This window comes from Flavobacterium piscisymbiosum (assembly GCF_020905295.1).
Classification (GTDB): Bacteria; Bacteroidota; Bacteroidia; order Flavobacteriales; family Flavobacteriaceae; genus Flavobacterium; species Flavobacterium piscisymbiosum.
Genome location: NZ_JAJJMM010000002.1, coordinates 1 through 1,750, shown reverse-complemented (window position 1 = coordinate 1,750; position 1,750 = coordinate 1). Strand labels below are relative to the sequence as shown.

The following is a 1,750-nucleotide window of genomic DNA, read 5'->3' as shown; positions in this document are numbered from 1 at the left end:
CATAAACATATAATTGGTTTCTTTTGTTCCCTGAATTGGTAAAACAAAGGTCGATTGTGAGTTCCATGTTAATGTTCCCTCCGGTGCGATTAATCCTCTTGATGTCCAAGGGCCTTTTAGTGAATTTGAGGTATAATAATAGTTATCGTTTTTCTCCCAGCTTGTAAGATGTGAACCTATAAAATAATACAAACCATCTTTTTTAAGCATTGTAGGTGATTCAAAACCTGTTGTAATATTTTCGTTTACCTTTTCTGTAACCGATTTATAATCATCACTTAATTTATAAATTTCGCCACCATGAACCAAAACATAACCCGATCCATCATCGTCCTGAAACGTACCCATATCCCATTTTTTTATGGGTTTCCCCTGAAATAAAAGTGGACCTTTGAACTCGTAAGGTCCTTTTATCTTTTTTGAAACCGCATACCCTACGAACTGATCTTTATAAGTCAGAGTATCGGCGTGCATGTACATAACGTATTCTCCTGTTTTGGGGCTTTTCATTACTTTAACCCTTTCTCCAACTCTGTTAGGACCCAATTTACCGGATCTTTGTACAGGAAGTGCAACACTTTCAAATTTCCAGTTATAAAGGTCTTTCGAGGAATAACAATTAAATCCAACAAAAGCGTTGCTGGTATCTGTGTGTGCTTCTCCAAAAAGATAAAATGTATCTTTCTCTTTTATAATATTTGCTCCATGTGCACTTACTATATTTCCGTTTTGATCCAGCCAGGGAACTCCGGAATAAATGGCATTGTTACTTTTATCACTATAAACATAATAGCCTAATTTACTTTGACTGTAGGAAGCTAAAGTGGAAATAGTAAAAATTAATACTGCTATTTTCTTCATTTTGAATTATTTTAAAATGGCCCACAGATGGAACGGATTTTTACGGATTTACGCTGTTTTTTTTGCCGCTAAGGCATAAAGTTTTTTTTCTTATTGGGTTAATTAATCTCGCAAAGGCGCAGAGTCGCAAAGCTTTTTTATTTTGAGCTTTGCAAAATGCTAAGTGACAAAGTTTTTTATTTGAAATACATTAAATCATTTTGTGATTTTATTCTCACCGTTATTAAAAACTTTGCGACTCTGCGCCTTTGCGAGATTATTTATTCATTACCAGAAGACGCACTGCTGTGCGTCTCTACAATCCAATCTTTGAACCTTTGTTGCTTTGTCACTTTGAACCTCCCTCAATACTTATTTGACTTACAGAAATATAATTCCCTGTACTTCCATAATTTGTTTTCTTTTTATCGGACCAATTGGGTCTTTCTTCTGTATTATAAACGGTTAAAATGTAATTTCCTTTTTTTAAAATCGGAGATCGAAATACCGGTCCTTCAATTGAAAATTTACTGTACATATCGATCGTATTTGTTAGTATGTTACGTCCATTTTCATCTGCTAAAACTACTTTTGCATAACCATTTTCAGGCCCTGAAAAGCTATACAATGTAGTCTGTCGTCCGTTAAATTTGATCGAAAAAGAAGCTTCTTTTTCATCTGATTTACTTTCAGAGTCGGTGTGTTTCCAATTTCCTTTGTATTGAATTTGTTTGTCAGTGTTTTTTAGTACTATTCCTTTATTTTCTAAAGCAGAAGCTATTCCAGTTGAAAGATTAATTTGCCATGCTTCCTGATACTTTGGCATTGAAACTGATGTTCCCGAAATTACAAACGGCTGCCAAACATAAGTAGCTGCAGATCCTTGTTTAGGATAAGACCAGCGATCTCC

General features: G+C 34.7%; 1 protein-coding gene and 1 pseudogene. Both read right to left on the bottom strand.

Features of this window, described 5'->3' with window-relative positions:
• A partial coding sequence (locus LNP81_RS27320) for a family 43 glycosylhydrolase (protein WP_230040996.1) occupies positions 1-861 on the bottom strand: 861 nt, incomplete at its 3' end.
• Between the two features lie 328 nt (positions 862-1,189).
• Positions 1,190-1,750, bottom strand: a pseudogene (locus LNP81_RS27315) (family 43 glycosylhydrolase); the annotation flags it as partial.